At 65.9% G+C, this 24,394-nt stretch carries 17 protein-coding genes and 3 tRNA genes; 7 read left to right on the top strand and 13 right to left on the bottom strand.

Annotated features, from left to right (window positions below):
• Window positions 1-45 precede the first annotated feature (45 nt).
• The 4 genes from P3W85_RS09465 to P3W85_RS09450 form a co-directional block, all read right to left on the bottom strand.
• Window positions 46-393, bottom strand: coding sequence for a hypothetical protein (locus P3W85_RS09465; protein ID WP_017226562.1), 348 nt, complete (start codon window positions 391-393; stop codon window positions 46-48).
• 256 nt (window positions 394-649) lie between these two features.
• A complete protein-coding gene (locus P3W85_RS09460; protein ID WP_017226561.1) occupies window positions 650-1,624 on the bottom strand; it encodes a Bug family tripartite tricarboxylate transporter substrate binding protein in 975 nt (324 codons plus the stop codon).
• Between the two features lie 386 nt (window positions 1,625-2,010).
• Window positions 2,011-2,086 (bottom strand) — tRNA-Lys (locus tag P3W85_RS09455).
• 165 nt (window positions 2,087-2,251) lie between these two features.
• Window positions 2,252-2,327 (bottom strand) — tRNA-Lys (locus P3W85_RS09450).
• A 193-nt stretch (window positions 2,328-2,520) separates the two neighbouring features.
• Between P3W85_RS09450 and P3W85_RS09445 the strand changes: the two genes are divergently transcribed.
• Window positions 2,521-3,429 (top strand): LysR substrate-binding domain-containing protein, encoded by a 909-nt coding sequence (locus tag P3W85_RS09445; protein ID WP_017226560.1) that lies wholly within the window; start codon window positions 2,521-2,523, stop codon window positions 3,427-3,429.
• Window positions 3,430-3,633: 204 nt separating this feature from the next.
• On the top strand, window positions 3,634-5,019 hold the full coding sequence (locus P3W85_RS09440; protein WP_276264579.1) for an 8-oxoguanine deaminase: 1,386 nt from the start codon (window positions 3,634-3,636) through the stop codon (window positions 5,017-5,019).
• 233 nt (window positions 5,020-5,252) lie between these two features.
• On the opposite strand, the gene P3W85_RS09435 is transcribed toward P3W85_RS09440, so the two are convergent.
• A tRNA-Lys gene (locus P3W85_RS09435) sits at window positions 5,253-5,328 on the bottom strand.
• 283 nt (window positions 5,329-5,611) lie between these two features.
• Between P3W85_RS09435 and P3W85_RS09430 the strand changes: the two genes are divergently transcribed.
• On the top strand, window positions 5,612-5,875 hold the full coding sequence (locus tag P3W85_RS09430) for a DUF1488 domain-containing protein (RefSeq protein ID WP_006159541.1): 264 nt from the start codon (window positions 5,612-5,614) through the stop codon (window positions 5,873-5,875).
• Between the two features lie 187 nt (window positions 5,876-6,062).
• Here P3W85_RS09430 and P3W85_RS09425 read toward each other — a convergent pair whose 3' ends face one another.
• The 4 genes from P3W85_RS09425 to hutC all read right to left on the bottom strand — a co-directional run bounded on the left by P3W85_RS09425 (window position 6,063) and on the right by hutC (window position 10,437).
• Window positions 6,063-7,868 (bottom strand): SulP family inorganic anion transporter, encoded by a 1,806-nt coding sequence (locus P3W85_RS09425; protein ID WP_017226558.1) that lies wholly within the window; start codon window positions 7,866-7,868, stop codon window positions 6,063-6,065.
• Entirely contained in the window at window positions 7,865-8,314 is a 450-nt protein-coding gene (gene hpaR, locus P3W85_RS09420; protein WP_276264577.1) for a homoprotocatechuate degradation operon regulator HpaR, read from the bottom strand. Before hpaR ends, P3W85_RS09425 begins: the two co-directional genes overlap by 4 nt.
• A 128-nt stretch (window positions 8,315-8,442) precedes the next feature.
• Window positions 8,443-9,243: an exodeoxyribonuclease III gene (gene xth / locus P3W85_RS09415; protein ID WP_017226556.1), complete on the bottom strand. Its 801-nt coding sequence runs from the start codon at window positions 9,241-9,243 to the stop codon at window positions 8,443-8,445.
• 480 nt (window positions 9,244-9,723) lie between these two features.
• Complete coding sequence (gene hutC, locus P3W85_RS09410; RefSeq protein WP_276264576.1) at window positions 9,724-10,437, bottom strand: histidine utilization repressor; 714 nt, start codon at window positions 10,435-10,437, stop codon at window positions 9,724-9,726.
• Window positions 10,438-10,706: 269 nt separating this feature from the next.
• Here hutC and P3W85_RS09405 point away from each other — a divergent pair, with 269 nt between their 5' ends.
• A complete protein-coding gene (locus P3W85_RS09405; protein WP_276264575.1) occupies window positions 10,707-11,930 on the top strand; it encodes an MFS transporter in 1,224 nt (407 codons plus the stop codon).
• 109 nt (window positions 11,931-12,039) lie between these two features.
• On the opposite strand, the gene P3W85_RS09400 is transcribed toward P3W85_RS09405, so the two are convergent.
• The gene (locus P3W85_RS09400) at window positions 12,040-14,136 is read right to left on the bottom strand and encodes a M3 family metallopeptidase (protein ID WP_276264574.1); all 2,097 of its coding nucleotides are present in this window, start codon (window positions 14,134-14,136) and stop codon (window positions 12,040-12,042) included.
• A gap of 130 nt (window positions 14,137-14,266) precedes the next feature.
• On the bottom strand, window positions 14,267-15,118 hold the full coding sequence (gene folD / locus P3W85_RS09395; RefSeq protein WP_017224950.1) for a bifunctional methylenetetrahydrofolate dehydrogenase/methenyltetrahydrofolate cyclohydrolase FolD: 852 nt from the start codon (window positions 15,116-15,118) through the stop codon (window positions 14,267-14,269).
• 153 nt (window positions 15,119-15,271) lie between these two features.
• Between folD and P3W85_RS09390 the strand changes: the two genes are divergently transcribed.
• A complete protein-coding gene (locus P3W85_RS09390; protein ID WP_051078401.1) occupies window positions 15,272-15,913 on the top strand; it encodes an energy-coupling factor ABC transporter permease in 642 nt (213 codons plus the stop codon).
• Between the two features lie 65 nt (window positions 15,914-15,978).
• On the opposite strand, the gene P3W85_RS09385 is transcribed toward P3W85_RS09390, so the two are convergent.
• Complete coding sequence (locus P3W85_RS09385; protein ID WP_017224948.1) at window positions 15,979-16,611, bottom strand: response regulator transcription factor; 633 nt, start codon at window positions 16,609-16,611, stop codon at window positions 15,979-15,981.
• Between the two features lie 179 nt (window positions 16,612-16,790).
• Window positions 16,791-19,379: a PAS domain S-box protein gene (locus tag P3W85_RS09380; protein WP_276264572.1), complete on the bottom strand. Its 2,589-nt coding sequence runs from the start codon at window positions 19,377-19,379 to the stop codon at window positions 16,791-16,793.
• Between the two features lie 432 nt (window positions 19,380-19,811).
• Here P3W85_RS09380 and aceE point away from each other — a divergent pair, with 432 nt between their 5' ends.
• Window positions 19,812-22,499, top strand: a complete 2,688-nt coding sequence (gene aceE, locus P3W85_RS09375; protein ID WP_276264571.1) for a pyruvate dehydrogenase (acetyl-transferring), homodimeric type — start codon at window positions 19,812-19,814, stop codon at window positions 22,497-22,499.
• Between the two features lie 164 nt (window positions 22,500-22,663).
• Window positions 22,664-24,328: a dihydrolipoyllysine-residue acetyltransferase gene (gene aceF / locus P3W85_RS09370; protein WP_276264570.1), complete on the top strand. Its 1,665-nt coding sequence runs from the start codon at window positions 22,664-22,666 to the stop codon at window positions 24,326-24,328.
• Window positions 24,329-24,394 lie beyond the last annotated feature (66 nt).

Genomic DNA, 24,394 nt, shown 5'->3' with positions numbered 1-24,394 from the left:
GCGCACCGTCCTCGCGGACGGCCGGAGCCGGGCGGCTTGCTGGGCTTACTGCTTGGCCTTGGCGCCGTCGGTGTAGGGGTCGAACTTGCCCGCCTTGGCGCCATCCGTGTACGGATCGAACTTGCCTGCCTTGGCACCGTCGGTGTATGGATCTGCCTTCTTCTTGCCGCCGGCGGCGTTCAGGTTCGATTTGGTCGATTTCTTCGCGCCATCGGTGTACGGGTCGAACTTGCCCGACTTGGCCGCGTTCTTGTTCGGGTCGACCTTGCCCGTGTGGGCGCCGCCGTAGAGGTCGCCGCCATCGGTATAGTTTTTCTGGGCATGCGCCAGTTGCGCGCCGCCGAAGGCTGTCAGGGCGGCGATGATCAGGGCGGGTACGGTCTTGTTGCGCATATTCATCCTCGTGAGTAATGGCCACGGGCAGGGAGCATGGCCGCAAAAGTGGTCGTCCGACCGGGTACTTTACCGACTAGGGATGACCCTGCGAAGTTAATCTTTCTTCCCACTGTATTGAACCGCTTAACGCGCTGGCGGCTTCTGCGCCAGATCAATAAATGGGAGGGTCCAGCGGAAAAACAAGCAAGGGAAAACGCGGGGGCGCCGGCGCGCTCCGGCAAGGCCCGGCCGGGGGCGGCCGGCCTTCGGTTTCTTATTCCAGCGTGATGTTCTGGTCGTGCGCGATCTTCTTGCGCAGTTCCAGTTCGCGCTTGATCTGCGCGGTGTATTGCTGCGGCGTGTTGCCGTCGGTGTACGCGCCGCTCTCGGCCAGGCGGCGCTTCACATTGGGATCCTGCAAGGTCTTCACGGCAGCGTCGTGTACCTTGGCGATGATCGCGGCGGGCGTGTTGGCCGGGGCCACCAGGCCATACCACGCCATGTTGTTCATATCCTTCATGCCGGCTTCGGCAAAGGTCGGCACGTCAGGCAGCCCGTCCACCCGTTTTGGCGCCGCCACGGCCAGGGCACGCAGCTTGCCGGCCTGGATGTGAGGCATCGACGAGGGCAGGTTGTCGAACTGCCCGCTGACCTGGCCGGCCAGCGTGTCGTTCAGGGCGGGCCCCGATCCCCGGTAGGGGATATGCACCATATCGGTCTTGGTCAGGAACTTGAACAGTTCTCCATCCAGATGGGAGATGCTGCCTTTGCCGGCCGACGCATAGCTGTACTTGCCGGGATTGGCTTTGACCAGGGCGACGAATTCCTGCAAGGTCCTGGCCGGGACCTTCGGGTTGACCGTCAGCACGTTCGGCACATTGACCAGGTTGGTGATGGGCGCGAAATCCTTGATCGGATCGTAGGGATTCCTGGCATTGGTCGCCGGGTTCGTCGCCATGGTGCTCACGGTGGCGATGCCCAGCGTATAGCCGTCGGGCGAAGCCTTGGCCAGGGCATCGGCGCCGATCACGCCGCCGCCGCCGCCACGGTTTTCCACCACCACCACCTGGCCGAGTTCACGGCCAATGCCGTCCGCGACCGAGCGCGCCACGATGTCCGTGGTGCCGCCCGCGGCGAACGGCACGATCAGGCGGATCGGCTTGGTCGGATAGGTCTGCGCCAGGGCGCCGTGGCACAGGCCGAGGAGGGCCAGGCAGGCTGCGCTGCCGACATTCGATACTGCTTTCAAGTGAGGCTCCCGAGGATTCTTGGTCTGATCATGCAGCCCGATCGGCGCAAGGGCGCGGCGCTCTGCGCCGGCGGTGCCCTTGTCTCCTTCCCGAAGGCGGGCCGGGACGCGCCCGCGGAGCCGGGGCTGCCGCGGGGCGCCGGAGTTCGGATTGGTTCCGTGATGCGGAACTATGTTCCGCATTGTGCTCCGGGCGCAATTCAACCGTGAAAGCGCGGGCGGTGGAATTGGTATCAACCCGCGTATCTTGCCCATTTGTCCTGATCCGACCGCCTGTGCGATGGCGAGCAAGAAGCGGTGACCACCACCAATCGATCGTGAACGGACCCCGGTGCGCCAATGAAAAAAGCCGGGAGCATTGCTGCTTCCGGCTTTTTGGGATTCGTTGGTGGGGCGTGAGTGACTCGAACACTCGACCTACGGATTAAGAGTCCGCTGCTCTACCAACTGAGCTAACGCCCCAACGAGCCGAAAATCATAGCAAACTCATCGCGGGAATGCAATACCTATCGTGATGTTGGTTTGAATCCGGGTTTGCTGCGCGGGGAAATGGGCGGGCCATCGGCACATTCCGATGCGCCAATGAAAAAGCCGGGAGCACTGCTGCTTCCGGCTTTTTGGATTCGTTGGTGGGGCGTGAGTGACTCGAACACTCGACCTACGGATTAAGAGTCCGCTGCTCTACCAACTGAGCTAACGCCCCAACGAGCCGAGGATCATAGCAAGCCAATTGTGATAATGCAACACCTTTTGTTGCGTTGGTTTGAATTTCGCAGTGAACTCGTTCGCGGCAAGTGGCCGGGATCGTTTTATCGCATTGGCTACAATGCGCTCGTCCTCCTCGGCAGCGGCGTCCGGTGCCGCGCTGAACCATTCCCCTCAATGCGGAGCCCGCCATGCACGCCAGAGTCCTGCGCTACCTCGACGAGGTGGTGACCCGCGGGTCGATCCGCCAGGCCGCGCAGCATCTGCACGTGGCACCGAGCGCGATCAACCGGCAGATCCTGGATCTGGAGACGGAACTCGGGGCGCCGATCTTCGAGCGCATCAACAAACGCCTTCGGCTGACGCCGCTGGGCGAGATGGTGCTGGCGCACGTGCGTCACACGCTGCGAGAGCACGCGCTGTTGCGCAGCCGTATCGAGGCCGTCAAGGGGGTGCGCCAGGGCGAGGTGACCGTCGTCACCACCGCGGGGCTGGCCGGTTCGCTGATGCCTGCGCTGGTGCATGAATTCCGCCAGCAATACCCGGGCATCCTGGTGCGGCTGGTCGACCTGCCGGTGGCGGAAATCGTCAGCGCCGTCGAGCGCGGCGATGCCGACCTTGGCCTCGGCTACGAGTTGCCCGACATGGCCGCCTTTTCCACTCTTGCCAGCAACGACTGGCATATAGGCGCCGTGGTTGCGCCCGGACATGCGCTGGCCGGGCAGCCATCGACGCTGCTAAGCGAGTGCCTGGCCTATCCGCTGATCCTGCCCGCGCCCTCGATGTCGATCCGCGCCATCCTGGACGAGGCTTTCGCCCGCGCCATGATCGACGTCTCGCCGGTGACCGAGACCACCTCGACTTCCCTGATGCGGCGCCTGGTGATGCTAGGCACCGGCATTGCTTTCCTGAATCCCCTCGACGTGCTGGAGGAGCGGGCGCGCGGTGCGCTGGTCTGGGTACCCCTGCGCGACGGCAGGCTGCCCTGTCAGACGCTGCGGCTCGTGGCACGCGCACGCAACCCGCTGAGCGCCGCGGCTGCGCTGATGGCCGACAGGATTGGTGCGGGGCTGGCGGCGCTGTTTGCCGGCGCGCGCTAGCGGCCGGCGGCGCGCGTCTCTGGTGGCTGGCCAGGCATTGTGCTTTTTTTGCGCACACCGTCGCCGGAATTCGATGCTTTGCCAGGCGCCGCCGCCGTCCTAGACTGTCGGGGCCGGTCCGCCCGAGGCGCCGGCGCGAAGACGCGCCCCGGCCACGGCGCCGCGTTTCCTTTCCGTTCACGTTCCTGACCCGAAGATCCCGCCATGCCCCTCATCCTCATCAATGCAGACATCCTGGTGACCATGGATGCGCAACGCCGCGAAATTGCGGGGGGTGCGCTGGTTGCGCAGGGCCAGGCGATCGAATGGGTTGGCGCCAGCGCCGAGTTGCCGCCTCGATACCGCCGGCTGATCGAGGAAGGGGGTGCCGAGGTGCTCGACATGACGGGGCAGGTGGTGATCCCCGGCCTCGTGAATACACACCATCACATGTACCAGAGCCTGACCCGCGCCGTGCCCGCGGCGCAGGACGCCGAGCTGTTCTCCTGGCTGAGTAATCTGTATATGTTGTGGTCGCACCTGACGCCGGAGATGATCGATGTATCGACCCGGACCGCGATGGCCGAGCTGATGCTGTCTGGCTGCACCACCACGAGCGACCATCTCTATCTCTATCCCAATGGCGCGCGGCTGGATGATTCCATCGCCGCGGCGGCCGATATGGGCATGCGCTTCCACGCCGCGCGCGGCTCGATGAGCGTGGGCCGCAGCAAGGGCGGCTTGCCGCCCGATTCGGTGGTGGAGGAAGAGCAGGCCATCCTCAAGGACAGTCAGAGGCTGATCGAGCAGTACCACGATGCCTCGCGCCACGCGATGCTGCGCGTGGTGGTGGCGCCGTGCTCGCCGTTCTCGGTATCGCGCGACCTGATGCGTGAGTCGGCGTTGCTGGCGCGCAGTTACGGGGTGTCGATGCACACCCATCTCGCCGAGAACGACAACGACATTGCCTATTCGCGCGAGAAGTTCGGGCTGACGCCCGCGCAGTATGCGCAGGAGCTCGGCTGGGTGGGCCCCGACGTATGGCATGCGCATTGCGTCAAGCTCGACGACGAGGGCATCGCACTGTTCGCCCGCACCGGCACCGGGGTGGCGCATTGCCCTTGCTCCAATATGCGGCTGGCGTCGGGCATTGCGCCCGTGCGCGCGATGCGCGATGCCGGCGTGCCGGTCGGGCTCGGGGTGGATGGCAGCGCCTCGAACGATGGCGCCCATATGCTCGGGGAAGCGCGCCAGGCGATGCTGTTGCAGCGGGTGGGATACGGGCCCGCTGCCATGAGTGCGCGCGAAGCGCTGGAGATCGCCACGCTGGGCGGCGCGCGGGTGCTGGGCCGCGACGATATCGGCGCGCTGGCGCCCGGCATGTCGGCCGATTTCGTATCCTTCGGCATGGGGCAGGTGGGTTACGCCGGCGCTGGCCACGATCCGGTGGCGGCGCTCGTTTTCTGCACGCCGGGCAACGTAGTCACCAGCGTGATCAATGGTCGTGTGGTGGTGCGCGACGGCGAGTTGCTCACGGTGGAGCTGCCGCGGATCCTGGTGCGGCACCGCGATCTCGCGCGCGCCTTGTTCGAGCGCGCAGGCGATATCTGAATGCGGCGCGTGCGCGACCCCACTCGAGTGGGGCTGCGCCATATCTGCTATGTATTCAGACTTGTTGCCGGGACGTTCCCTGAACGCCCCTGACCCTTCTCAGGCCCGCTTGATCGCGGGCTTTTTTTTGTGGGATTTTTGTAGGCTGCGCGTGGGGCAGTAGCGCTGGCATGCGCGTCGCGCCAATGAAAAAAGCCGGAAGCATTGCTGCTCCCGGCTTTTTCGAAATGCGCTGGTGGGGCGTGAGTGACTCGAACACTCGACCTACGGATTAAGAGTCCGCTGCTCTACCAACTGAGCTAACGCCCCAACGAAGAACGAGATTCTATCATCGTTTTTGAATTTGTCAAAGGGCCGGTGAAGTTTTTCTTGCGCGCGCCGTGCTTGCGCATGTGGCGTGCGCTTGCCTATCGTTCTTCCGGCGATGGGTGATACCCGACGGCTTGATCGTGTTCTCCGGGCAGGCGCCGAGGGCACGGGAACTCGCGCGTGGCTTCGGCGGTCTGTGGGCGAGCGAGGTGTAGGCCTTTGCGGACGAGTCGGGCCGAGCCATGTTAGGATGAATCTTCACTTGCAATGGAGGGCTTTACCGATGGATATCAAGTTCCAAGAGCAAGAGCGTTACGATATCAACAATGAAGGCTTGCTATTTCACGCCGTTGTCGACGGCCAACCGGTTACCTGTGTGGTGACCCGCGAAGCGCTGTGGGAAGGCTTCAGTGCCGACCAGGTGCTGTCGCTTGAAGAGGCATTCCGCGCGGGACGCGAAACGATCGAGCGTGCCGCGGTGGTGCTGATCGAGCAGGGCGCAGCCCAGCCCGTGGTAGTCAAGCGCGCCCATGTGGCGCCGCTCTGAAGCCAGTCTCAGTCCGGGCCGGTCATCGGTCCGATCCCGGGCGACCGCTTCATGTTATCGCGGCTTCTCGCCGCCCCGCGCCGGTTATACGCCGGCGTTTTTCTTTGTGACCTCACCCGTTTTCAATGCATTCGCCCAGGCGTGATCGTGCTTCCGCCTGATGCAGCCCGGCGCGGTGGTGCCGCCGTCAGGCTGGCTGCGCTTGATACAGCGCTCCGCCCGGACGGCCTGCGCATTCCTCGAAGATACGAGCCTGGCATCCCGCGCACACGCCGGCATCGAGATGGGCAATGATGGTGTGCAGCGCCTGCCGCTTGGTCGAGAAGATGTGTCCCTCGCCCAGCTTCGAGGCGAAGCCGGTCTGATCCCAGCATTGCAGAACCTGCGTTCGCGGGCGGTGGAAATACAGGTCGCCGCCGGTGGCACGGCGTTCCGCGAGTTCGCTTTCCCACATCTCGGCACCCGCCAGGTCGATGAAATTCATGCTCTTGGTCATGGCCAGCAGATGGATCTGGCCGGGATGGGCACGGCGCGCCTCGTGCAGGCGGTCGGTGACGTACTGGACGGCGCCGAAGTAGATCGCGCCTTCCATGCGCAGCAGCTTGAGCTGGGGGCATTCCGGCTGTGGCCTGTGCAGTTCGTCCAGCGGTGTGAAGCGCCGGCCGGGATCATCCGCATCCGGTACCAGGCTGCGCACGGCCGGCCGCGAGGTGCGGTAGAGATGGGCGACCAGCGACAGGATGGTACCGAGCAGGACCGCCATCTCCAGGCGGATGGCCAGCGTGGCGGCATAGGTGCTGACGGCGATGACGAATTCGGTGCGGCTCAGGCTGGCGATGCGCCGCAGGCGGGCCAGATCGAACAGGCCCCAGGCCACCAGCAGGAGCATGGCGGAGATGGCCGCGAGCGGAATCTGCGCCAGCAGCGGGGCGCTGGCCGTGACCAGCACGACCAGGAGCAAGGCGGAGAAGATGCTGGCCAGCGGCGTCTTCGCGCCGGCTTCGTAATTCGGCATCGAGCGGTTTAGCGAGCCGCAGGAGATATAGGCGGAGAACAGGCCACCCGCGATATTCGACAGGCCCTGGCCGATGAACTCGCGGTTCGCGTCGATGTGCTGGCCCGAGCGCAGCGCCACCGCCTTGGCGATCGAGATCGACTGGCCGAGCGCAACGATGGTGAGTGCCGCGGCGATACCCAGCAGGTCGGGGATGGCCTGCCAGGAGATTTCGGGAAGATGGAAGGGCGGAATGGCAGAGGGAATCGGGCCGACCACATTGACATGGCGCGCGCCTGCGCTCCAGCCTGGTGCATTGAGCAGCAGCGCGACGCCATAGCCGGCCAGCAGACCGATCAGCATGAACGGCAGGCGGCGGGAGATGCGTTTGGCGGCGACCGTCACCGCCAGCGTGACCGCGGCCACGGTGAATGCGCTCCAGTTGACGGTGGCAGCATTGCCGAGCAGGAAGCGCACTACGCCGAATGCGCTGGTGCCGGTGGGCACCGACAGGCCAAACAGGTCCTTGAGCGCATAGAGTCCGATCAGCGTGGCTGCGCCGCAGGTGAAGCCGAGCAGCACCGACGGCGAGATGAAATTGGCCAGCGAGCCGAGGCGCAGGGTGCCCACGGCGAGTTGCAGCAAGCCGACCATGATGGTGACGGCCAGCGCCAGGTTGATGTATTCGGGACTGCCGGCGAAGGCAACCGGGCTCAGCATGGCGAATAACGCCAGGGAGTTGGCGTTGGTCGGGCCGGACATCACATGCCAGCTTGAGCCAAACAAGGCAGCCACGATGCAGGGAATGACCGCCGCGTAGATGCCGTACTGCGGCGGCAAACCGGCCAGGGTGGCGAACGCCACGCCCTGCGGCAGCACCAGCACGGCGCCGAGCAGGCCGGCCACCAGATCCGCGCGCAAGCTGGCCGGACCGACGCGGTGGCGCCATGCCGGCAGCAGGCGCTCCAGCATGCTACCCGCGGCGGCGGGGATGTTCATGCGCACCGGTCTTGTTCGTTGAAGCTATCCAGCAGTTCGTCGAGCGCGCCGTAGACCTTGCCCAGGCGTTCGGCGCCGATCATCTGCTCCAGTTCCTCGTAGCGGCGGTCGATCAGCGGTTCCATCTCCGCGATCATGTCGCGGCATTTGTCGGTCAGCGAGATCAGCTGGCGGCGCTGGTCGGTAGTGGAGCGGGAGCGCAGGATCAGGCCCGCCTCCGCCATGCTGGAGAGCATGCGCGTCAGGCTGGGGCTCAGGATCAGGCAGGCATCGGCCAGCTGGTTGGGCTCCATTTCGCCCTGCTCGTTGAGGGTACGCACCACGCGCCATTGCTGCTCGGTCATGCCGTGCTGGCGCAGGATGGGCCGAAAGCCCGCCATCAGCGTTTCGCGTGCTTGCAGCAGCAGGTGGGGAAGGTTGCGATGGCGGAAGGTAGCCGGTTTCATGCCCGCAAGTGTAGCCGCGCGGCTGCCCGGACGCGAGCCGGTGGCTACCCGGATAGCCTGAACGTGGTCTTCGGCTTAGCGCTTCGGCCCGCCATTCCAGGCCATCCGCACCCCTCGCGGCCTATTCGCTATGCGCCGGTGGCGAGCGTGGCCACCACCGGCGTGTGGTCCGACGGCTGCTCCCAGGTGCGCGGCACGCGATCGATCACGCAGGCGTGGCACACGTCGCGCAAGGCTGGAGACAGCAGGATGTGGTCGATGCGCAGGCCAGCGTTGCGGCGGAAGGCGAACATGCGGTAATCCCACCAGGAGAAGCTCTTCTCGGGCTGTTCGAACAGGCGGAACGCATCGGCCAGGCCGAGCGCTTGCAGCGCCTTGAAAGCGTCCCGTTCCGGCGGCGACACCAGGTTCTGGCCTTCCCATTTCTTGGGGTCGTGCACATCGCGGTCTTCCGGCGCGATATTGAAATCGCCCAGCAGCGCGAGCTTCGGGTACTTCGCCATCTCCGCCTGCAGCCATGCCGTCATCGCCTGCAGCCAGCCCAGCTTATAGGTGAACTTGTCGGAATCCGGCGCCTGGCCATTGGGGAAATAGGCGCACACCAGGCGCACGTCGCCATAGGTGGCCGCCACCACGCGCTGTTGGGGGTCGTCGTAGCCGGGAATGTTGCGCACCACGTCGGCGGGCGTGGCCATGGTCGCGTTGCGCGCCAGGATGGCTACGCCGTTATAGGTCTTCTGGCCGGTGAACACGCTGTGAAAGCCCGCGCTTTCCAGTTCGGCCAGCGGGTACTTGTCGTCCGGCATCTTCAGCTCCTGCAGGCACAGGGCATCGATCGGGGTTTCGGCTTTTTCCTGCTCCAGCAGCCAGTCCAGCACCTGCGGCAGCCGGACCTTGAGCGAGTTGACGTTCCACGTGGCGATTCTCATGGTTGGGCTATCCATCCTTATTGCTAGCATTGTTGATGATTCAGAGGAGCCCGGCTGCAAATGCCTGCAAAGCCGGCAGGCCTCCCCGGTCAATGTGCGAGTTCTTGGCGTTCAGGCTAGATTGTCGCGTGAGCCGGCCCGATTGTGGGGATGCGTGGTGCGCTTGTCCGGTTCTCGGGCGTGGGTGAGCCTGGAATGCCGTTTACGGCATGTTTACCGCTCACGCTTCCATGGCAGCCGGACGGTATCGCCGCAGCATGCGGAAACCGGAGAAAACGGCGCCAGGCACCACGCATCCGGCGCCCAGCCGGCAATCAGCCAGGCCCGGCCCTCGGTCAGCCTGGCCGGTGGCACCAGTGGATCGTGCGGCAGGACGCCCGCGCCGTGCTGGGCGGCAGGCCTCGCAGCAGCATTGCATTGCCTCCACGAGCCGCTTGCTGGAGGCGCTGATGCGGACGGGCGTATCGACGAAGACCACGCTCAGGGTTTGAACGAGCCTTCGATGGTATAGCGCGACCCCGGATGCACCAGCCGTGCCAGCGTGATCGGCGAGCCCTGGCTCTCCGTGCGGCGGACCACGATCAGGCAGGGCTCCGACGGCTTGACGCCCAGCAACTGTGCTTCTTCCGCGGTGGGCAGCTGGGCCTCGATCGAATACTGCGCCTCCCATAGCGGTGCCACGGTCAGCAGGTAGTTGGTCGGCGTGGTCCTGGTGAAATCCACGCTGAGGTAGTCGGGCGCGCGGGCGGGGTTGACGTAGCGGTCCTCGCAGAGCAGGGGCACGCCGTTCTCGCTGTGCACGATCAAGGTGTGGAAGACCTCGCTGCCCGCCGGCAGGCCCATGCGCTGCGCGAGCGTCTCGCTGACCGCTTCCGCGCGCGCCAGGTGCACCTCGGAGCGGTGCCGGTGGCCCCGCTCCGTGATCTCGTCGTGCAAGTCGCGGATGGTCAGGGTGGACGACGCCCGGTAGGGCTGGGTGGCGAATGTGCCGACACCCTGCACGCGCTCCACCAGTCCTTCCGCCTGCAGTTCGCGCACCGCGCGGTTGGCGGTCATGCGGCTGACGCTGAACTGGGTGACCAGCTCGGATTCCGACGGCATCAGGGTGCCGGGCGGCCAGCGGCCGGCGCTGAGCCCCTCCTTCAGGTAGTTCTTGATATGCGCGTAGGCGGCGGCGGGAGGCAGATAGGTCATGGCACGCATATTACTTGACGGGGCTTGTCTAGCCAATTGGCGCAGCCGCTGGTTTGACCGGCGCAGCGGGGCCTCTCCACGCCTGGCCGGAAGCGCAATCGAACGTGGCGGCCCCTGGCTGCGATTTATTAATCCATCTTGTATAGACAAGAATAGTCATTTATAGTCATTTTGCACAATGTGGCGTGAACTGCGTGGCGAAACAACAGAGACCGGGACACCGGGAGACATGAAGCGGCACCAAAGCCGCCATTGGAGGGGATATGGCAATGACAACAACGGGAGCAAGAACGGGAATCTTCCCGGGCTGGTATGTCGTGGGCGCGGCGCACGTGCTGCTGGCGCTGATCTTCGGCGCCGCGTATTCGTTCGGTGCCTTCTTCGCAAGCATCCAGGAAGGCTTCCAGGCAGGGAGTTCGTCCACGGCGTCGGTGTTCTCGTTCACCGCGCTGATCTACTACGTGGTTGGCGTGTTCGCGGGATCCCTGGCCGATCGCATTTCAACGCGCCTGGTAGTCGGCATGGGGGTTGTGCTGCTGGCGCTGGGCTTCGGCATTGCCAGCACCGTCACGGCGTCGCTGGCCAGCTTCCTGATGGCCTTCTGCTCACTGGTCGGCCTGGGCGTAGGCCTGGTCTACGTGCCGGCGGTGACGGCGGTCCAGCGCTGGTTCGTCAGGCATCGCAGCAGGGCGTCGGGCCTGGCGCTGGCAGGCACCGGGCTTGGCACCTTCGTCGGGCCGGTGATGGCCGGCTTGCTGATGGAGCATATGTCCTGGCAGGCGACGATGCGCTGTTTCGCGCTGGCCATCGCCGTGACCGGCCTGGCGATGGCATGGCTGGTGAGGGGTAGCCCGCAGGAGGCTGGCCAGTATCCCGATGGAGACCCGCCCGCGCCCGGCAGGGCCACGGGCAGCCAGCAGTCAGGGATGCGCCTGTCGCAGGCGGCGCGCGGCGGGCGATTCTGGTGGATGTTCGCGGCGATCCTGCTGGGCTCGGTCGGTCTGTTCGCGGCGCTGGTCCACATTCACCCTTATGCGCGGCAGCACGGCATCTCCGCCGCGGGAGGCAACCTGCTGATCGGCCTGGTGGGCGTTGGCAACATCCTGGGCCGCCTCTTGCTGGGCGGACTGGGCGACCGCCTTGGTCCCGGCCGCCTGCTGGTGTGGCTGACCCTGATGCTGGCCGCACTCAACGGCGTGTGGTTCGGCGCGGCGAGCTTTCCGGCGCTGGCGGTGTTTGCCGTGCTGTTCGGCGCGGCGAACGGTGGCTGCATTTCTCTGTATCCCGCACTCGCCGCGGCGTGGTTCGGCACGGCGAACCTTGGCGCGATCCTGGGTGCGCTGTACATCGCTGTTGGGATAGCCGCGATGGCCGGCGGCAGTTTCGCGGGCTGGCTCTTCGATGCCTATGGCAACTACTCCGCCGCGATCGCAGCCAGCGGCTTGTGCGCGCTGGTGTCGGCCGCATGCATCGCGCGCGCCAGCCGCCAATAAAGAAGAAAGGCAGCCCGATGTGAGCTGCCTTCGTTGTTCGCTTCCGTTGCCTGTTCCACCACGGCGAGGGTTGGGAAGGGGGCCTGCGTGATGCCGCCAGCCCCCTTTCTTACGCCACGGCCATGCCGCCGTGGCGCAGCAGTGCGTCGATCTGCGGCGCGCGGCCGCGGAATGCCGTGAAGGATTCCATCGCCGGGCGGCTGCCGCCGACCGAGAGGATCTCGCGGCGGTAGCGCGCCCCGGTCTCGGCGTCCAGCACCGTGCCCGAAAGCCGGGCGGCTTCCTCGAACGCCGCATACACGTCGGCGGACAGCACCTCAGCCCACTTGTAGCTGTAGTAGCCGGCGGCATAGCCGCCCGCGAACACATGGCTGAAGGTATTCGGCCAGCGCGAGAGCGGATGCTGCGGCACCACGTGCGCCCGGTCGTTGATCTCCCGGGACAGCGCCAGCACGGATTTCTCGCCGGCCGGGTCGAAGTCGGTGTGCAGGTGCATGTCGAAGGACGAGAACACGATCTGGCGCAGCGTCATCATGCCGTTCTGGAAGTTCTTGGCGGCCAGCATGCGCTCGAACAGCGTGCGCGGCAGCGGCTGGCCGCTGTCGACGTGCGAGGTCATGTCGGCCAGCACTTCGTATTCCCAGCAGAAGTTCTCCATGAATTGCGAGGGCAGTTCGACTGCATCCCACTCCACGCCGTTGATGCCCGACACGCCCAGTTCGCCCACCTGGGTCAGCATATGGTGCAGCCCGTGGCCGAACTCATGGAACAGCGTGATCACTTCATCGTGGGTGAACAGCGCAGGCTTGCCGCCCACCGGCGCCGTGAAGTTGCAGGTCAGGTAGGCCACCGGAGTCTGCACGCGGCCGCCGTCGAGCAGCTTGCGGCCGCGCGCGTCGTCCATCCACGCGCCGCCGCGCTTGCCTTCGCGGGCGTACAGGTCGATGTAGAACTGCGCCAGCAGTTCTCCCTCGGGCGATACCACACGGAAGAAGCGCGCGTCCTCATGCCAGGTCTGGGCCTGGTCCGCCTCGATGCGCACCGAGAACAGCTTTTCCACTACGCCGAACAGGCCTTTGAGCACCTGGGGCTCGGGGAAGTATTGCTTGACCTCCTGCTCCGAGAAGGCATAGCGCTGCTGGCGCAGCCTTTCCGAAGCGTAGGCGATGTCCCAGGGCGCCAGTTCGGCCAGCCCAAGTTCGGCGGCCGCGAAGGCCTTGAGTTCGGTCCAGTCCTGCTCGGCGAACGGACGGGCCTTGGCGGCCAGTTCGTCCAGGAAGCGCAGCACTTCCGCCGGGGATTCCGCCATCTTGGGCACCAGCGAGACCTCGCCGAAGGAGGCGTAGCCGAGCAGCAGGGCTTCCTCCCGGCGCAGCGCCAGCTGCTCGCGCATGTTTTCGGTGTTGTCCCACTCGGCCTTGCCCTGGCTGTACTGCGGGCCGAGGTCCGAGGCGCGGGTGACGCTGGCTTCGTACATGGTCTGGCGCAGCGTGCGGTCGTCCGCGTATTGCAGCACGGGGAAGTAGGACGGGAAGTGCAGGGTGAATTTCCAGCCCGGCTTGCCGTCTTTCTCGGCGGCGTGGCGCGCGGCTTCCAGTGCATCTTCAGGCACGCCGCTCAAGCGGCTTTCGTCCTCGATCAGCAGCGCATAGGCATTGGTGGCATCGAGCACGTGGTCGGAGAAGGCCTTGGACAACTGGGCCTGCTGTTCCTGGATCGCGGCGAAGCGGGGCTTCTTGTCTTCGGGCAGCTCGGCGCCGCCCAGGCGGAAGCCGCGCAGCTCGTTTTCCATCAGCTGGCGGCGGGCCGCGCTCATGGTGGCGAATGCCGGGCCGGCGGCGATGGCCTTGTATTTGTCGTAGAGCGCGAGGCTCTGGCCCAGCGAGGACCAGAATTCGGTCATGCGCGGCAGGTTGTCGGCATGCGCCTGGCGCAACGCCGGCGTATCCGCCACGGCGCTCAGGTGGCCGACCACGCCCCAGGCCCGGCCGAGCGGCTCGGTGGCGGCTTCCAGCGCTTCCACGGCATTGGCCCAGGTGGCTTCGGTGGCGGGATCCTCGGCGCGGTCGACGGCGGCCTGCGCGGTGGCCAGCAGTGTATCCAGCGCCGGCCCGATATGTTCAGGGCGGATCTCGGAGAAACGCGGCAGGTCGGAGAAATCCAGCAGCGGGTTGGCGGCGTTGGCTTGATTGGCGGCTTGGTCCATGACGTCTCTCTTGGCAGGGCCGGTAAAGGCAATACCCCGCACATTGGGGCGGGGCGGCAGGTTTTCCAGTGCCGGGCGGCTCGTGCGCGCATGGCGCGGGCGCCGCCTGGTCCGGGCCGCGGGGGCGGCCTCAGCCGGCGGCGCGCTCGGCGGCTTCCAGCGTGTTGATCAGCAGCATCGTAATGGTCATCGGGCCCACGCCACCCGGTACCGGGGTGATGTAGCCGGCCACTTCCTTCACGCCGTTGAAATCGACGTCGCCGCACAGCTTGCCGTTGTCGTCGCGGTTCATGCCCACGTCGATCACGGCCGCACCGGGCTTCACCATGTCGGCGGTGATGATATTGCGCCGGCCCACGGCGGCCACGATGACGTCGGCATCGCGGGTGTGGGCGGCCAGGTCGCGCGTCTTGCTATTGCAGATGGTGACGGTGGCGCCGGCCTGCAGCAGCAGCATCGCCATCGGCTTGCCGACGATATTCGATGCGCCGACCACCACGGCACGGGCGCCGCGCAGCGGGAACTGGACCGATTCCAGCATCTTCATGCAGCCATATGGCGTGCACGGGCGGAACAGCGGCGCGCCGGTCATCAGGGCGCCGGCATTGGCCACGTGGAAACCGTCCACGTCCTTTTCCGGGGCGATGGCTTCGAGCACCTTGTGGCTGTCGATATGCTTGGGTAGCGGCAACTGCACCAGGATGCCGTGGATGTTCGGGTCGCGGTTCAGGGCGTCGATGCGGGCCAGCAGGTCGGCCTCGGACAGGTCGGCCGGATAGCGGTCGAGCGAGGAATGGAAGCCGTTGTCGTCGCAGGCCTTCACCTTGTTGCGCACATAGACCTGGCTAGCCTGGTCATCGCCTACCAGGACCACGGCCAGACCGGGCCGGTGGCCGCGTTCGGTGAGACGGGCGGCACGCTGGGCGGCTTCGGTGCGGAGTTGCTTGGCAAGGGCGTTGCCGTCGATGAGGTGGGCTGGCATGGAGATGGGCGCTGGAGGTGGTCAAAGCGGAATTATAAAGGTTGACGCGACCCGGGGCGAAGTGGGGCGGCGCGCTGGTAGCATGTCCGGATGCACGCCCTGACCTCTCTCCTTGCGTTGACCGCACAGCCCGGCCGTGCCGAGCAAGCGGTGATGATCGCCCTGTGCCTGGCCGGGCTGGCCTGGGCGCTGAGCCGGCGTCCCTGGCACTGGCTCCGGCGCGACGCCTTGCAGCATGGCTGGCTGGGCGCGCTGGTGCTGCTGGCGCTGCTATGGACGGTCAGGGCGACGCTGCCGGGCGGGCTGGTGATCCAGTTGTTCGGCGCCACCCTGATGGTGACCCTGTTCGGGCTGCCGCTGGCATTGCTGTCGCTGTTCGTGGTGGACCTGGTGTCCTGGCTGGGGCTCGGCTACCTGGCGGGACAGGGCTGGGCCCAGCTGGACTGGGCGTTGCTCTGGCCGCGCTATGTCTGGATGGGGCTGCTGCCGGCCTTGCTGTCGGCGGCGCTGCAGGGCGCGATGCGCCGGCTGTTGCCGCGCCATCCCTTTGTCTTCATCCTGGGGCACGGCTATTTCACCGCCGGGCTGGCCGCGCTGGGGGCCGGCGCGGCCAGGGCGCTGTGGCGCAGCTACAGTGCGGGCGGCAGCGTGTTGTCCTTGCCTGACACGCTGATCGCGGTACTGATCCTGGCTTTTGGCGAGGCCTTCCTGACGGGCATGCTGGTGGCGGTGTTCGTGGTCTACAAACCGGAATGGGTCGTGACCTTCCGGGATGAGGAGTACCTCGGGAACTGAGCCGGCAGCCGGTCCCGCCGGAGAGGGGGGTGGCTGCCTTGCGGCGCGTGTCCAGGTGGCTCGTCTCAGGTGTTCTTGGACAGGGCCAGGCGCAGCAGGTCGGCCACGGTGTTGACGTTGAGCTTTTCCATGATGTTGGCGCGATGCGCTTCCACGGTCTTGATGGAAATGCCCAGATCGTCGGCGATCTGCTTGTTCAGGCGTCCGGCCACGATGCGTTCCAGCACCTGCTGCTCGCGCGTGGTGAGCTTGCCCAGCAGGTCCTTGGCGGCGCGCTGCTCGCGGGCGGCGGAATGGTCGGTACGGGCTTTCTGCAGCATGCGCTCCACCAGCGAGCGCAGTTCGGATTCGTCGAAGGGTTTCTCGATGAAGTCGATCGCGCCCTTTTTCATGGTGGAGACCGCCATCGGCACGTCGCCGTGGCCGGTGATGAAGACGATCGGGATATTGATGTTTTCCGCGATCATGCGTTCCTGCAGCTCGGGCCCGCTCATGCCCGGCATCCGCACGTCGAGGATCAGGCAGGAGACCTGGCCTGCGTCGTAGGCGGAAAGGAACTGTTCGGCGCTGGTAAAGCTGCGAACCTGGTAGCCATTGCCCTCCAGCAGCCAGGTCAGCGAGTCGCGCATGGCTTCATCGTCGTCGACGATGAAGACGGTCTCGCCGCGGTGGGAGGTGGGGTTTGGCGTTACGGTCATGAAGTCTCCTGGACGTCAAAGTCATTTGCCGCCAAGTGTAACCGGGCCGGGCGGCAAGCAACAGGGGCCGTTTGCGGCGCCCGCGATCGTGAGGGGGCGGTGCGCCAGGCAGGCGCCCCGCCGGTGCGGGGAGCGCGGCCGGGCTCCCGTGGACTACGGTTTTGGCGCCATGGCCATGGCTACTGGTCGATCACCGCCGGATGCAGCGGCAGCATGATCTTGAAGGTGCAGCCGATGCCGTCGGCATTGTTCTCCACCCACAGCCGGCCCTGGTGGGATTCGATGATGGAGCGGCAGATATTCAGTCCCATCCCCATGCCGTCGGACTTGGTGCTGAAGAAGGGCTCGAACAGCCGTTCCTTGGTGGCTTCGTCGACGCCGGGACCCTGGTCGATCACATCGATGCGCATGTTCTGCCCGAACTCGCCCGGCTCTACCCGCGCGTGCAGGCGCACCACGCCGGTGGCGCGCATCGCCGGCAGCCCGGCCATGGCCTCGACGGCGTTCTTGAGCAGGTTGACCAGCACTTGCTCGATCAGCACCGGATCGACGAACAGCAGCACCGGCGGCGCGGGCAGGCGGGTCAGGATGGTGACGCGCCGCCGGGTGGCTTCCAGGTCCGCCAGCCCGACCGCATCGGCCACGATGTCGTGCAGCGCGGCTTCGCGCCGCTGGGGCTGGCTGCGCTTCACGAAGCCACGGATGCGGCTGATGATGGTGCCGGCGCGGACCGCCTGTGCCGAGGTCTTTTCCAGGATGGGGATCAGGTCCTCGGCGGTGCTCCGCCCGGAGTTCAGCCGCGCCACCGCGCCCATGCAATAGTTGTTGATGGCCGCCAGCGGCTGGTTCAGCTCGTGCGCCAGCGATGACGCCATTTCGCCCATGGTGGTCAGGCGGCTGGTGAACTGCAGGCGCTCCTCATGCTGGCGCGTCATTTCCTCGGCGGCCTTGCGCACCGTGATGTCGGTGGCGATCTGCATCTGCGCCAGGTGGCCGTCCACCCACTGGATATAGCGGCGGCGCACTTCGAACCATTTCTGCATATCCGGCACGAAGACTTCGCGCGCATCCGACGAGTAGGGCATCAGCTCCGAGGCCGGCAGGCCGGCATAGGCGTCGACGAAGTCGGTGGCGTCGCTGGAGACCTGCTCCTTGTCGACTTCGCCGCCCGCCAGCTTCAGGTGGCCTTCGGCTTCCCAGCCGAACAGCTGGCGGTAGTAGCGGTTGGCGAACAGCAGTTCGGGCTTGTCGGTGGCCAGCACGGACACCGCGGCGTCCAGGCTCTCCAGCACCGTGGTGAAGCGGTCGTGGGCGGCGGCGAGTTCTTCGCGGGCGCGCTTGGGCTCGGTGATATCGGTCATCGAGCTCATCCAGCCGGTGTGGCGGCCGCGGCTGTCCACCAGCGGCGACACATACATGCGGGCGTAGAAGCTGCTGCCGTCACGGCGCATCACGCGCATTTCATAGCCGCCGGCGGGCGACTTGCCCTGCAGCGTCAGGTCGATCTGCTTCTGCATTTCCTGCTGGTCGTTGGGCGGCCAGTAGGGAAAGGGCGGCACGCGGCCGACCAGGTCGGCATCCTGCCAGCCGGTCATGCGGCAGAAGGCGGGATTGACGTAAGTGATGCGGCCGTTCAGGTCGAGCGCGCGCAGCCCGATCAGCATGGAGTTTTCCATTGCCCGCCGGAACGAGGTCTCGGCCAGCAGCGCGCGCTGCGCCTCCGAGCGCCGGCTGGTATGCCGCCACATGCTCCACAGGCTCCACAGCAGGAAGCAGGACAGCCCGACCACCAGCCACAGCAGCATATTGTTGGGCAGGTTGGAGGCGGGCGGATAGGCATCGGCGCGCAGCGACAGCGAATGCCCGGGCGGGTCGAGCAGCACCTCGTAGGACAGCGCGTTGCCCGGCACCGGCCGCAGCGACGTGCTGGCGCGGATCTGGTTGTTCTTGTCGATCAGCGAAAAGCGGTAGCGCTCGGTCAGCTCCGGCGGCAGCAGGTGGGTCAGGATGCCGTTGACCGAGTAGAGCGCGCCGAGCGTGCCCAGGAACTCGTTGTCCCGCACGATCGGCACTTCCATCAGCATGAAGCTGTCGCCGCGGTCGTTGACCAGCGGGCGCGAGTACACCACGCGCTGGGTTTCGCGGGCGGCGTCGAAGGTGTCGAGCACCTCGGGCTCCAGCGGCTGGTCCTGCGTTTCGCGCAGGCGGCCGGCAAACTCGGAGGTGGAGGGCAGCGACCAGCGCCCGCGCCGGGTGGCGTCCAGCCAGTTGACGAAGACGATCTCGGGGTTTTCACGCAGGATTTCCTGCGCGGCGGTGCGGTAGGCGCCCTGGTCCAGTTGCGCCGCGGCGATATCGCGCGCCAGCGAAGCCAACTGGTCCTGGTTGCTCAGCAGCGACAGGCGTACCCGCTGCTGGGCCCAGGCGGCGTCGCGGTAGAGCGCGTCGCGTTGCTGCTGGCGCTCGGTTTCATGCAGCGACCACAGGATCACCCCCATCGCCACCGTGAACAGCACGATGGCGATCAGCGGGATGAACATGAACCAGCTGGTCGCCACCAGGTTGCGCCAGCGTAGCCACCACAGTCCGCGCGGCGGTCCGTTGACGGCAGCGGGTTCGTCCGTGTGGCCGAGCGGATCGAGGGGTGTCAGCGGGCTGGATGGGGCGACCAGCGCGGGGTCGCTACCGCTCGCCTTGGCGGTGCCGGAGGCGGTGGGGGGGACGACAGCAGCGCGGAGGTGGGAAAAGAAATCTTTGAGGGACGGCATGGCGGGATTGACGACTGACCGACCAGTGTAGCGGGATTGCAGCTGCGCGTCGCTTGGGGTAAGCGCCAATGCGGCAGTGCGGCATGGCAGCCGTAGGCGGGCGCGGCGGATCGCGTTTGGGAGCAAGGGCTGGCGCGGATTTGTGGTGCGCTGCCGCAATATTTCGTATTATGAGAAACAATATCGCAATTTGAAAATCGGACTTGTCTTGCCCGGTGCGCTTCCATAGAATCGGTCCGACCGAAAAGTGCGGACGGCACTGCTGTGTCCGGCTCTGCCAGTTCGCCTGGCAAGGCGGGCGTGGCGTTCACGGGATCATGCGAAGAGGTTCGCCGCCCGTTTGCCGTACCGCAAGTCATACCGTCAGGCCGGGGCCCTCACGACAACGATCCGGAGGGGGCGCCGAGGCAAGGAATTCACCAGGAGACAGTCATGTCAGCTGTACCAGAGCAGATCCTCGGCGCCAGCAGCGCCAACGACGCCGATCCCCAGGAAACCCACGAGTGGCTCGATGCCCTGCAGGGCGTGATCGCCGCTGAAGGCACCGATCGTGCCGCCTTCCTGATCGAAAAGCAGATCGAATACGCACGCGTGAACGGCGTCACCCAGCCGTTCCACGCCGAAACGCAGTACATCAACACCATCCCGGTGGAGGGCCAGGCCCGCATTCCCGGCGACCAGGACATCGAGCACCGCATCCGCTCGTACACCCGCTGGAACGCCATGGCGATGGTGCTGCGCGCCAACAAGCACACCAATGTTGGCGGCCATATCTCCTCGTTTGCCTCCGCCGCCACGCTGTATGACGTCGGCTACAACCACTTCTGGCATGCCCCGTCCGACCAGCACGGCGGCGACCTGGTGTTCGTGCAGGGCCACTCGGCTCCGGGCGTGTATTCGCGCGCCTTCCTGCTCGGCCGCCTGAGCACCGAGCAACTCGACAGCTTCCGCCAGGAAGTCGATGGCAAGGGCATCTCGTCCTACCCGCACCCGTGGCTGATGCCGGATTTCTGGCAGTTCCCGACGGTGTCGATGGGCCTGGGCCCGATCATGGCCATCTACCAGGCCCGTTTCATGAAGTACCTGCACAGCCGTGGCCTGGTGCAGACCGAAGGCCGCAAGGTCTGGGCATTCCTGGGCGATGGCGAAACCGATGAGCCGGAATCGCTGGGCGCCATCGGCATGGCCGGACGCGAGAAGCTCGACAACCTGGTGTTCGTGATCAACTGCAACCTGCAGCGCCTGGACGGTCCGGTGCGCGGCAACGGCAAGATCATCCAGGAACTGGAATCCGAATTCCGCGGCGCCGGCTGGAACGTGATCAAGGTGGTGTGGGGCAGCCGCTGGGACCAGCTGCTGGCACGCGACAAGAAGGGCCTGCTGATGAAGCGCATGATGGATTGCGTGGACGGCGAGTACCAGACCTTCAAGGCCAAGGACGGCGCCTATGTGCGCGAGCATTTCTTCAACACGCCCGAACTCAAGGCGATGGTGGCCGACTGGTCCGACGAGGACATCTGGCGCCTGAACCGCGGCGGCCACGATCCGCACAAGATCTACGCCGCCTATAGCGCCGCCAACGAGCACAAGGGCCAGCCCACGCTGATCCTGGCCAAGACCATCAAGGGCTATGGCATGGGCGACGCCGGCCAGGCCATGAACATCAGCCACCAGCAGAAGAAGATGCCGGTGGATGCGATCCGCAAGTTCCGCGACCAGTTCAATATCCCGGTCGCCGACGACAAGATCGAGGAAGTGCCGTACGTCACCTTCGAGGAAGGCTCGAAGGAACTGGAATACATGCGCGCCCGCCGCATGGACCTGGGCGGCTACCTGCCGGCCCGCCGCCAGAAGGCCGAGCCCCTGAAGGTGCCCGAGCTGACCGCTTTCGAGGCGCTGCTCAAGGCTACGGGCGAAGGCCGCGAGGTCTCCACCACGATGGCCTTCGTGCGGATCCTGAACACCCTGCTGAAGGACAAGCAGATCGGCAAGCACGTGGTGCCCATCGTGCCGGACGAGTCGCGCACCTTCGGCATGGAAGGCCTGTTCCGCCAGATCGGCATCTGGAACCAGCAAGGCCAGAAGTACGTGCCGGAAGACCATGACCAGCTGATGTTCTACAAGGAATCGCAGACTGGCCAGGTACTGCAGGAAGGCATCAACGAAGCCGGCGCCATGTGCGACTGGATCGCCGCCGCCACGTCGTACTCGACGCACGGCGTGCAGATGATCCCCTTCTACATCTATTACTCGATGTTCGGCATCCAGCGTATCGGCGACCTGTGCTGGGCCGCTGCCGACATGCGCTCGCGCGGCTTCCTGCTGGGCGGCACCTCGGGCCGCACCACGCTGAACGGCGAAGGCCTGCAGCACGAGGATGGCCATTCGCACGTGTTCCACGCCGCCATCCCGAACTGCATCTCGTATGACCCGACCTTCCAGTACGAACTGGCGGTGATCATGCAGGACGGCCTGCGCCGCATGTACGCCGAACAGGAAGACGTGTACTACTACCTGACGGTGATGAACGAGAACTACGAGCATCCGGAAATGCCGGCTGGCGTGGAAGGCGACATCGTCAAGGGCATGTACCAGTTCCGCAAGGGCGTCGAGAACAGCAATGCGCCGCGCGTGCAACTGCTGGGTTCGGGCACGATCTTCCGCGAGGTGATCGCCGCGGCCGAACTGCTCAAGAAGGACTGGGGCGTCGAATCCGACCTGTGGGGCTGCCCGAGCTTTACCGAACTGGCCCGCGAAGGCCACGACGTGGAGCGCTGGAACCTGCTGCACCCGACCGAGACGCAGCGCGAATCGCATGTGGCGAAGAGCCTGAAGTCGGTGCGCGGCCCGGTGATCGCCTCGACCGACTACGTGCGTGCGTTCGCCGACCAGATCCGTCCGTTCGTGCCGCGCCGCTTCGTGGTGCTGGGCACCGACGGTTTCGGCCGCTCGGATACCCGCGAAAAGCTGCGCCACTTCTTCGAGGTGGATCGCCACTGGGTGACGCTGGCTGCGCTGAAGGCGCTGGCCGACGAGGGCGCCATCGGCCGCGACAAGGTGGCGGAAGCCATCAAGAAGTACAACCTCGACCCCAACAAGCCGAACCCGATGTCGGTCTAACCCGACTGACTGCACGAACCCCCGCAGGAGCAGCAACGCCGCGCCGGTGGGCGCCGGGCCGAAACCCGGCGCCTTGCGGCGCGGCGGCGTGACAGATGTGGGCGGTGAGGGTAACCTCGCCGCTTGGATTTGCCGCGTGCGCCGTCCTGCCCAGGAGACACTGAATGAGTCAAGCGATTGAAATCAAGGTGCCGGATATCGGCGATTACGACGCCGTTCCCGTCATCGAAGTGCATGTGAAACCGGGCGATACCATCAACGCGGAAGACGCGCTGGTGACCCTGGAATCGGACAAGGCCACGATGGACGTGCCTTCGCCCCAGGGCGGCACCGTCAAGGAAGTCAAGATCAAGATCGGCGACAACGTGGCCGAAGGCGCCGTGCTGATCATGCTGGAGCCTGCCGGCCAGGCTGCCGCCGCGGCACCCGCCCCGGCCGCTGCACCGGCTCCGGCTCCCGTGGCCGCAGCCCCGGCCGCTGCTCCCGCCGCAGCGCCGGCTGCCGCTCCTGCACCCGCCACGGCTGCAGGCCCGATCGAGGTCAAGGTGCCGGATATCGGCGACTACGACGCGGTGCCGATCATCGAGATCCACGTCAAGCCGGGCGATACCATCAACGCGGAAGACGCGCTGATCACGCTGGAGTCCGACAAGGCCACCATGGACGTGCCGTCGCCCGCCGCAGGCGTGGTGAAGGAAGTCCGGGTCAAGGTCGGTGACAATGTCGCGGAAGGTACGCTGATCCTGATTCTCGAAGGTGCCGCGGGCGCAGCCGCCCCGGTCCCCGCTGCGGCTCCTGCCGCCGCGCCGGCCGCTGCCCCGGCAGCCGCTCCCGCGCCGGCCGTTGCCAGCGCACCCGCGCCCGCAATCGCCGCTCCGGCTGCTCCGTCCGTTGGCGTGACCGGCAGCGCTGCCCATGCCAGCCCCTCGGTGCGCAAGTTCGCGCGCGAGCTCGGCGTGGACGTCTCGCGCGTGCCAGGCACCGGTCCCAAGGGCCGCATTACCCAGGACGACGTGCAGCGCTTCGTCAAGGGCGTGATGAGCGGCCAGGCCGCGGCTCCGGTACAAGCCGCGGCTGCCCCGGCCGGTGGCGGCGAACTGAACCTGCTGCCGTGGCCGAAGGTGGATTTCACCCGCTTTGGCGAGGTCGAAAGCAAGGCGTTGTCGCGCATCAAGAAGATCTCCGGCGCGAACCTGCACCGCAACTGGGTGCTGATTCCCCACGTCACCAATCATGACGAGGCGGATATCACCGAGCTGGAAGCCTTCCGCGTGCAGCTCAACAAGGAATACGAGAAGCAGGGCGTCAAGGTCACCATGCTGGCCTTCATGATCAAGGCTGCCGTGGCGGCCCTGAAGAAATTCCCCAATTTCAACGCCTCGCTCGACGGCGACAACCTGGTGCTGAAGAAGTACTTCAACATCGGCTTCGCCGCCGATACGCCGAACGGCCTGGTGGTCCCCGTCATCAAGAACGCCGACAAGAAGGGCGTGATCGAGATCGGCCAGGAAATGAACGAGCTGGCCAAGCTGGCGCGCGACGGCAAGCTGAAACCCGACCAGATGCAAGGCGGCTGCTTCTCGATCTCCTCGCTGGGCGGGATCGGCGGCACGTATTTCACGCCGATCATCAACGCGCCCGAAGTGTCCATCATGGGCGTGTGCAAGTCGTACCAGAAGCCGGTCTGGGATGGTAAGCAATTCGTGCCGCGCTTGACGCTGCCGCTGTCGCTGTCGTGGGATCACCGCGTCATCGACGGTGCGGAGGCGGCCCGTTTCAATACCTACTTCGGACAGCTGCTGGCCGATTTCCGCCGCATCCTGCTGTAAGCCGGGCAGGGCGCGCATGGCTTTGCAGCCGTGCACGCCCTTTGTCAGCAACCGCCTGCGAACAGT

Origin of the sequence: Cupriavidus basilensis, assembly GCF_029335485.1 — a bacterium.
GTDB classification, from domain to species: domain Bacteria; phylum Pseudomonadota; class Gammaproteobacteria; order Burkholderiales; family Burkholderiaceae; genus Cupriavidus; species Cupriavidus basilensis_E.
The sequence above is the reverse complement of the archived record's forward strand: the minus strand, read 5'-3'. Positions and strand labels throughout refer to the sequence as shown.

What these genes read in the sequence shown, in the direction of transcription:
- P3W85_RS09465 (WP_017226562.1), bottom strand. Translation starts at nt 393, where the DNA reads ATGCGCAACAAGACCGTACCCGCCCTGATCATCGCCGCCCTGACAGCC.
- P3W85_RS09445 (WP_017226560.1), top strand. Translation starts at nt 2,521, where the DNA reads ATGCACGCCAGAGTCCTGCGCTACCTCGACGAGGTGGTGACCCGCGGG.
- P3W85_RS09440 (WP_276264579.1), top strand. Translation starts at nt 3,634, where the DNA reads ATGCCCCTCATCCTCATCAATGCAGACATCCTGGTGACCATGGATGCG.
- P3W85_RS09430 (WP_006159541.1), top strand. Translation starts at nt 5,612, where the DNA reads ATGGATATCAAGTTCCAAGAGCAAGAGCGTTACGATATCAACAATGAA.
- P3W85_RS09425 (WP_017226558.1), bottom strand. Translation starts at nt 7,868, where the DNA reads ATGAACATCCCCGCCGCCGCGGGTAGCATGCTGGAGCGCCTGCTGCCG.
- hpaR (WP_276264577.1), bottom strand. Translation starts at nt 8,314, where the DNA reads ATGAAACCGGCTACCTTCCGCCATCGCAACCTTCCCCACCTGCTGCTG.
- xth (WP_017226556.1), bottom strand. Translation starts at nt 9,243, where the DNA reads ATGAGAATCGCCACGTGGAACGTCAACTCGCTCAAGGTCCGGCTGCCG.
- hutC (WP_276264576.1), bottom strand. Translation starts at nt 10,437, where the DNA reads ATGACCTATCTGCCTCCCGCCGCCGCCTACGCGCATATCAAGAACTAC.
- P3W85_RS09405 (WP_276264575.1), top strand. Translation starts at nt 10,707, where the DNA reads ATGACAACAACGGGAGCAAGAACGGGAATCTTCCCGGGCTGGTATGTC.
- P3W85_RS09400 (WP_276264574.1), bottom strand. Translation starts at nt 14,136, where the DNA reads ATGGACCAAGCCGCCAATCAAGCCAACGCCGCCAACCCGCTGCTGGAT.
- folD (WP_017224950.1), bottom strand. Translation starts at nt 15,118, where the DNA reads ATGCCAGCCCACCTCATCGACGGCAACGCCCTTGCCAAGCAACTCCGC.
- P3W85_RS09390 (WP_051078401.1), top strand. Translation starts at nt 15,272, where the DNA reads ATGATCGCCCTGTGCCTGGCCGGGCTGGCCTGGGCGCTGAGCCGGCGT.
- P3W85_RS09385 (WP_017224948.1), bottom strand. Translation starts at nt 16,611, where the DNA reads ATGACCGTAACGCCAAACCCCACCTCCCACCGCGGCGAGACCGTCTTC.
- P3W85_RS09380 (WP_276264572.1), bottom strand. Translation starts at nt 19,379, where the DNA reads ATGCCGTCCCTCAAAGATTTCTTTTCCCACCTCCGCGCTGCTGTCGTC.
- aceE (WP_276264571.1), top strand. Translation starts at nt 19,812, where the DNA reads ATGTCAGCTGTACCAGAGCAGATCCTCGGCGCCAGCAGCGCCAACGAC.
- aceF (WP_276264570.1), top strand. Translation starts at nt 22,664, where the DNA reads ATGAGTCAAGCGATTGAAATCAAGGTGCCGGATATCGGCGATTACGAC.